Origin of the sequence: Xanthomonas sp. SHU 199 (assembly GCF_000364665.1) — a bacterium.
GTDB classification, from domain to species: Bacteria; Pseudomonadota; Gammaproteobacteria; order Xanthomonadales; family Xanthomonadaceae; genus Xanthomonas_A; species Xanthomonas_A sontii.
Genome location: NZ_AQOI01000580.1, coordinates 1 through 5710 on the forward strand (window position 1 = coordinate 1; position 5710 = coordinate 5710).

Here is a 5710-nt window from a genome sequence, read left to right on the forward strand (position 1 = left end):
CTACCGCGACCTGGAGGTGGTGCTGGGCCACCGCTACCCGCAGGACAGCGTGCAGGCGCGGGTGGAAGCGGGCGCGCGCGACGCCTTCGCCGCATTCCCGCAGCTGCAGGCGATGGCCTGCACCCAGCGCGTGGCGCACAGCGTGGACCGGCACAGCCTGGGCGCGATGCTGCTGCGCCGCGACGGCAGCGTCGCGCAGGCGCCGGCCGAGGAGCTGAGCGGCATCGTCGACCGCATCGGCGGCGGCGACGCCTTCGCCGCCGGCGTGCTGCACGGGCTGAGCCGTGGCTGGGACGACACCGCCACGATCCGCTTCGGCCTGGCCGCCGGCTGCCTCAAGCACACGCTGCCGGGCGACGTGCTGGCGCTGAGCGAGGCCGAGGTGCAGGCGTGTGTGGGGGCGACGCGGTTCGATGTGAGGCGGTGAGGCCGGGAATGGGGAATGGGGAGTGGGGAATCGTAGAAGCGCTGGCGCTGCGGGGTTTGCGTGCGGATTGGCGTTGCGGTGTGGCGGGGTTTTAGTCGTGGGGGTGTGCTGGCAATTCCAGCACCATGGCTTCGCTTGTCGCGGCTGAAGCCGCTCCTATCGGGGAAAGCTGCCGCCGGGATGGCTGGGACGTTGTGGGAGGGACTTCAGTCCCGACGCGGTGAAAAGCCGGGAATGGGGAATGGGGAGTGGGGAATCGTAAAAGCGCTGGCGCTTCCGGGTTTGCGTGCGGATTGGCGTTGCGATGTGGCGGGGTTTTAGTCGTGGGGATGTGCTGGCAATTCCAGCACCACGGCTTCGATTGTCGCGGCTGAAGCCCCTCCTACAGCAGACGCCGCGGGGATGGATGAGATCCTTGTGGGAGGGACTTCAGTCCCGACGCGATTCGGTCGACGTGCCGCCACCGCTGCCTCGCCGTCAGCGCAAAAGAAAACGGCCGACATCGCTGCCGGCCGCATGCTCTGTCCGGGATCCGGGATCAACACGACGCCCGAATCCCCACTCCCGACTCCCCGCTCCTCAGAGCTCCACGCAATCGAACTTGACGTCGGGGTCGACCTCGGCGTCGTAGTCCACGTCCTTGCGCTCGAAGCCGAACAGCTTGAGGAACTCGTGCTTGTAGCCGGCGTAGTCGGTGAGCTGGAACAGGTTCTCAGTGGTCACCTGCGGCCACAGCGCCTTGCAGGCATCCTGCACGTCGTCGCGCAGTTCCCAGTCGTCCAGGCGCAAGCGGTTCTCGTCGTCGGTGGCCGCGGGCTGGCCGTCTTCGCGGTACAGGCGTTCGCGGAACAGACGGTCGGCCTGTTCGATGGTGCCTTCGTGCAGGCCCTTTTCCTTCATGATCTTGTAGACCATGGAGATGTACAGCGGCATCACCGGGATCGCCGCGCTGGCCTGGGTCACCACCGATTTCAGCACCGCCACGTTAGCCGCGCCGCCGTGCTGCTGCAGGCGCGCGTGCAGGCGCTGCGCGGTCTGGTCGAGGTCGACCTTGGCCTTGCCCAGCGCGCCGTGCCAGTAGATCGGCCAGGTGATCTCGGTGCCGATGTAGCTGAAGGCAACGGTGCGCGCGCCCGGGGCGAGCACGCCGGCGGCGTCCAGCGCATCGATCCACAGTTCCCAGTCCTGCCCGCCCATCACGGTGACGGTGTCCTCGATCTCCTGCTCGGTGGCCGGCTCGATCGAGGCCTCGATGATCGCGTCCTTGTTGGTGTCGATGGCGGTGGCGGTGTAGGTCTGGCCGATCGGCTTGAGCGCCGAGCGCTTCACTTCGCCGGTGCCCGGCAGCTTGCGCACCGGCGAGGCCAGCGAATACACCACCAGGTCGACCTGGCCGCCCATGTCCTGCTTGATCAGTTCGATGACCTTGGCGCGCGCCTCGTCGGAGAACGCGTCGCCGTTGATCGACTTGCTGTACAGGCCGGCGGCCTTGGCCTGCTTGTCGAAGGCGGCGGCGTTGTACCAGCCGGCGGTGCCGGCCTTCTTCTCGCTGCCGGGCTTTTCGAAGAACACGCCGAGGGTGGCGGCGCCGAAGCCGAACGCGGCGGTGATGCGCGAGGCCAGGCCGTAGCCGCTGGACGCGCCGATCACCAGCACGTTCTTTGGCCCATCGTGGCGCACGCCGCGCGCGCGCGTGGCGGCGATCTGCTCGAGCACGTTGCGCTCGCAGCCGAGCGGATGCGTGGTGGTGCAGATGAAACCGCGGACTTTCGGATGGATGATCAACGTGAATTCCTCGTCGGCACAATGCCCGCGGCATCTTAATGTCTGCGGCGGGTGTGCAGAAGTCCCGGTGGTAGCACACGGCGGGGTATGGAGCGTACTGCGGGCGTGCGCGCGCGTTCGGATGGGTCGCGTCGCGACTGAGGTCGCTCCCACAGGGGCGGCGTCGCGGCGGCGGATGTCGTGCCGGCTGGAGGGAAACAGCTGATCGGCGAGCCGCAATCGCGCCATCGGTTGTCGCGGCCGAAGCCGCTCCTGCGGCAGGCCGCGGCACGGCACGGTGGCACCGTTGTGGGAGGGATTTCAGTCCCGACGCGCCGCCGGTGGACGTCGCAGCGCCACCGTTGGTGCACGCATCAGATGATGCGCAGGGTGATCGCCTTGAGCACCGCGCGGGTGCGGTCGCGGGTGCCGAGCTTGTCGAGGATGGTGGAGACGTAGTTCTTCACCGTGCCCTCGGCCAGGAACAGGCTGCGCGCGATCTCCTTGTTGGAGTAGCCGCCGGCAAGCAGGCGCAGGATCGCCACTTCGCGTTCGTTGAAGGTGTCGCGCGGGGCGTCCTCGTCGCGGTAGCGGTAGCGCGCACGCACCGGGTCGGTGCTGACCGGCTGCAGCAGGGTCTCGCCGGCAGCCACGCGCGCGATCGCCTCGCGCAGGTCCTCCGGTGCGGCGTCCTTGAGCAGGAAGCCCTGCGCGCCGGCGGCGGTGGCGCGCAGCAGCAGATCGGATTCGTCGAAGGTGGTGAGCAGCAGCACCGGCGTGCGGTCGCCGCGCGCGCGCAACTGCTGCAGCGCCTGGATGCCGTCCATGCCGGGCATGCGGATGTCGCTGAGCACCACGTCCACCGGCGTGGCCGCCACCACGTCGAGCAAGGCCTGGCCGTCGTCGGCCTCGCAGGCGACGACGATGCCCTGGGTCTGCAACAGCGCGCGCAGGCCGGCGCGCACCAGCACCTGGTCGTCGGCCAGGGCGATCCGCAGCGCGCTCACAGCGGCAGCCTCGCGCTCAGTTGCATGCCGCCGAGCGGCGTGCGGCCCAGTTCCAGGCGCCCGTGCAGCGCGGCCAGACGCTCGCGCATGCCGGCGATGCCGTTGCCCTCGCGGATGCGCTCGGCGCGGTGGCCGTCGTCCTCGATGTCCAGGCACAGCTGCTGCCGATCCTGGCCCAGACGCACCCGCACGTGTGCCGCGTCGGCGTGCCGGGCGGCGTTGGTCAGCGCTTCCTGCACCAGCCGCAGCAGGGTCTCGGCCAGGTGCGGATCGGTGATGCGCAGCGCCGGGTCGATCTGCAACTGCAGTTGCGGCCGCGGGAACGGTGCGGCCAGGGCACACAGCGCGGTCTCCAGGTCCACCCCGCGGTCGTCGCGCAGCGACTGCACCACCGCGCGGATGTCGGCCAGCAACTCGCCGGACAGCCGCTCCACCGTCGCCACCTCCGGACGTTGCGCCAGCGCCGGATCGGCCAGCAGCAGGCGCAACTGGATACGCAGGGCGGTGAGCTTGTGTCCAGCCACGTCGTGCAGTTCGCGCGCCAGGCGCAGGCGCTCGGCGTCGCGGGTGCTATCGGCGAGCAGCGCGCGGGTGGCCAGCAGGTCGGCGTTGACCCGCGCCAGCGCCTCGCGCGCCAGCTCGGCAGTGCGCGCGTAGTGCGCGCTGAGGCCTGCGAAGGCGTGGAAGCCGGCGTAGATCAGCGTGGTCAGCAGCGGATGCCTGATGCCGGCGGCGGACAGCGCCAGGAAGGTGCCCAGGTTGGCCAGCAGCGCCAGCGCCAGCACCGGCCGCGGCGGCCACTGCAGCGCCACCTGCGCGACCACCACCACCAGCAGCACCGGCGCGGTGCCGACGCGCGGCTCCAGCCAGACCAGGGCCATCGCCGCGGCTGCCTCGACCCACAGCGCGACATCGCGCCAGCGCCCGGGCAGATAGTGCGCGCCGAGCAGCGGCAGCAGGAACAGCGCCGCCGCAGTCCAGCGCCAGGCCACCAGCGCATGCGGCGCGAACTGGAACGACCACAGCACGGTGGCCACGGTCAGCAACCCGGCCAGGCGCTTGGGTTCGATCAGGTCGCGCAGGAATCGAGTCATGCGACGGATGCTGACCGCGGGCCGATGCCACGGCAATGGGGCGGGCGCAGAAAGTGACTTCCGGCAGGCGGACGGCATGACCAGCGGCCACTGCCGCACCACCCCGATGGCGCCACACTGCGTCCATGCCCTGCCGGGTGCCGGACGATCGGCACGCAGGACGGGCCCGGTTCATCCACCCTGCCACGCAATGCGTGGTGCACGCCGCCATGAGGAACACCGTCATGCTCCTGACCCTGCGCCATCCGGATCTGCTGTTCATGCTGCTCGGCCTGGGCTGGGGCGCGTACGAGATGCTGCTCAGCCGCCGCCGTCGTGCCGCCGATGGCGGTGCGCGCGACCAGGGCACGCTGCGCCTGCTGTGGCGCGTGCTGTACGGCGCGGTGGCGCTGGGCGCGCTGCTGTCGCTGCTCGGCGTGTGGCGCTATGCGCCGCACCTGCGCGAACCGCTGCGCTGGTTGGCCTGCGCGCTGCTGGCCGGCGGGCTGGCGCTGCGGCTGTGGTCGATCCGGGTGCTGGCGCGCTGGTTCACCGTCGACGTGACCATCCAGGAAGGCCACCGCCTGGTCCGCCACGGGCCGTACCGCTATCTGCGGCATCCCTCGTACACCGGCGCGCTGCTGGCGTTCTACGGGCTGGCGCTGGGCATGGGCAACGTGCTGTCGCTGCTGGCGATCGTGCTGCCGGTGACCTGGGCGTTCCTGCGCCGCATCCGGGTCGAGGAAGCGATGCTGACCCAGGCCTTCCCCGAGGAGTATCCCGACTACGCCGCGCACAGCTGGCGGCTGCTGCCGTGGGTGTGGTGAGGCCGCCGCGATGGCGCTGCGCGACCTGATCCTAGCCAGCCTGCACCACCTGGCGATGCTGCTGCTGATCGCTGCGCTGGTGGCGGAATGGGCCCTGCTGCATGCGCCGCTGGACCACCGCCAACTGGCGCGGCTGGTCCGCGTCGATGCCGGCTACGGGCTGGCCGCGCTGCTGATCCTGGCGATCGGTGCCCTGCGCGTGCGCTACGGGCTCAAGGGCGCGGACTACTACCTGCACACCCCCTGGTTCTGGGCCAAGCTCGGGACCTTCGCGGCGATCGGCCTGCTCTCGCTGGTGCCGACGCTGCGCCTGCTGCGCTGGCGCCGGCAGGCGCGGCTGCAGCCGACCTGGTCGCCGAACGCGGCACAGGTGCGCACGCTGCAGCGGTTGATCGGGGTGGAACTGGGCCTGTTGGCGGTGCTGGTGGTGCTGGCCGCGGCGATGGCACGCAACGGCATGCCCTGATTGGTATTACCAATTTAGGCGGCCTGCATCACTGCAATCATTGACGTCGCGTGATCCAAGGCGCCTAATGGTCACACCATCCGCGCCCTGTCAGTTTATTGGTATGACCAATAGTCTTAACGCTGCCGCCACTGCCGCTGCCGGCG

General features: G+C 70.1%; 6 protein-coding genes. 3 read left to right on the forward strand and 3 right to left on the reverse strand.

Annotation, left to right across the window (positions count from 1 at the left end; all coding sequences use genetic code 11):
* Window positions 1-427 (forward strand): PfkB family carbohydrate kinase (locus D183_RS0117035; protein WP_017910060.1); only part of this gene is annotated, 427 nt, incomplete at its 5' end.
* Between the two features lie 579 nt (window positions 428-1006).
* Here the strand turns inward: D183_RS0117035 and fabV are convergent.
* The 3 genes from fabV to D183_RS0117050 all read right to left on the reverse strand — a co-directional run bounded on the left by fabV (window position 1007) and on the right by D183_RS0117050 (window position 4292).
* A complete protein-coding gene (fabV, locus tag D183_RS0117040; protein ID WP_017910061.1) occupies window positions 1007-2212 on the reverse strand; it encodes an enoyl-ACP reductase FabV in 1206 nt (401 codons plus the stop codon).
* 353 nt (window positions 2213-2565) lie between these two features.
* On the reverse strand, window positions 2566-3198 hold the full coding sequence (locus tag D183_RS0117045) for a response regulator (protein WP_017910062.1): 633 nt from the start codon (window positions 3196-3198) through the stop codon (window positions 2566-2568).
* The gene (locus D183_RS0117050) at window positions 3195-4292 is read right to left on the reverse strand and encodes a sensor histidine kinase (RefSeq protein ID WP_017910063.1); all 1098 of its coding nucleotides are present in this window, start codon (window positions 4290-4292) and stop codon (window positions 3195-3197) included. The genes D183_RS0117045 and D183_RS0117050 overlap by 4 nt, the downstream gene beginning before the upstream one ends.
* A 224-nt stretch (window positions 4293-4516) precedes the next feature.
* On the opposite strand from D183_RS0117050, the gene D183_RS0117055 reads away from it, so the two are divergent.
* Both D183_RS0117055 and D183_RS0117060 read left to right on the forward strand, forming a co-directional pair.
* Window positions 4517-5098, forward strand: a complete 582-nt coding sequence (locus D183_RS0117055) for a methyltransferase family protein (RefSeq protein WP_051067643.1) — start codon at window positions 4517-4519, stop codon at window positions 5096-5098.
* Between the two features lie 10 nt (window positions 5099-5108).
* Window positions 5109-5564 carry a DUF2214 family protein gene (locus D183_RS0117060; protein WP_017910065.1) on the forward strand — a complete coding sequence of 152 codons (456 nt, stop codon included), beginning with the start codon at window positions 5109-5111 and terminating at the stop codon, window positions 5562-5564.
* The last annotated feature ends 146 nt before the right edge of the window (window positions 5565-5710 follow it).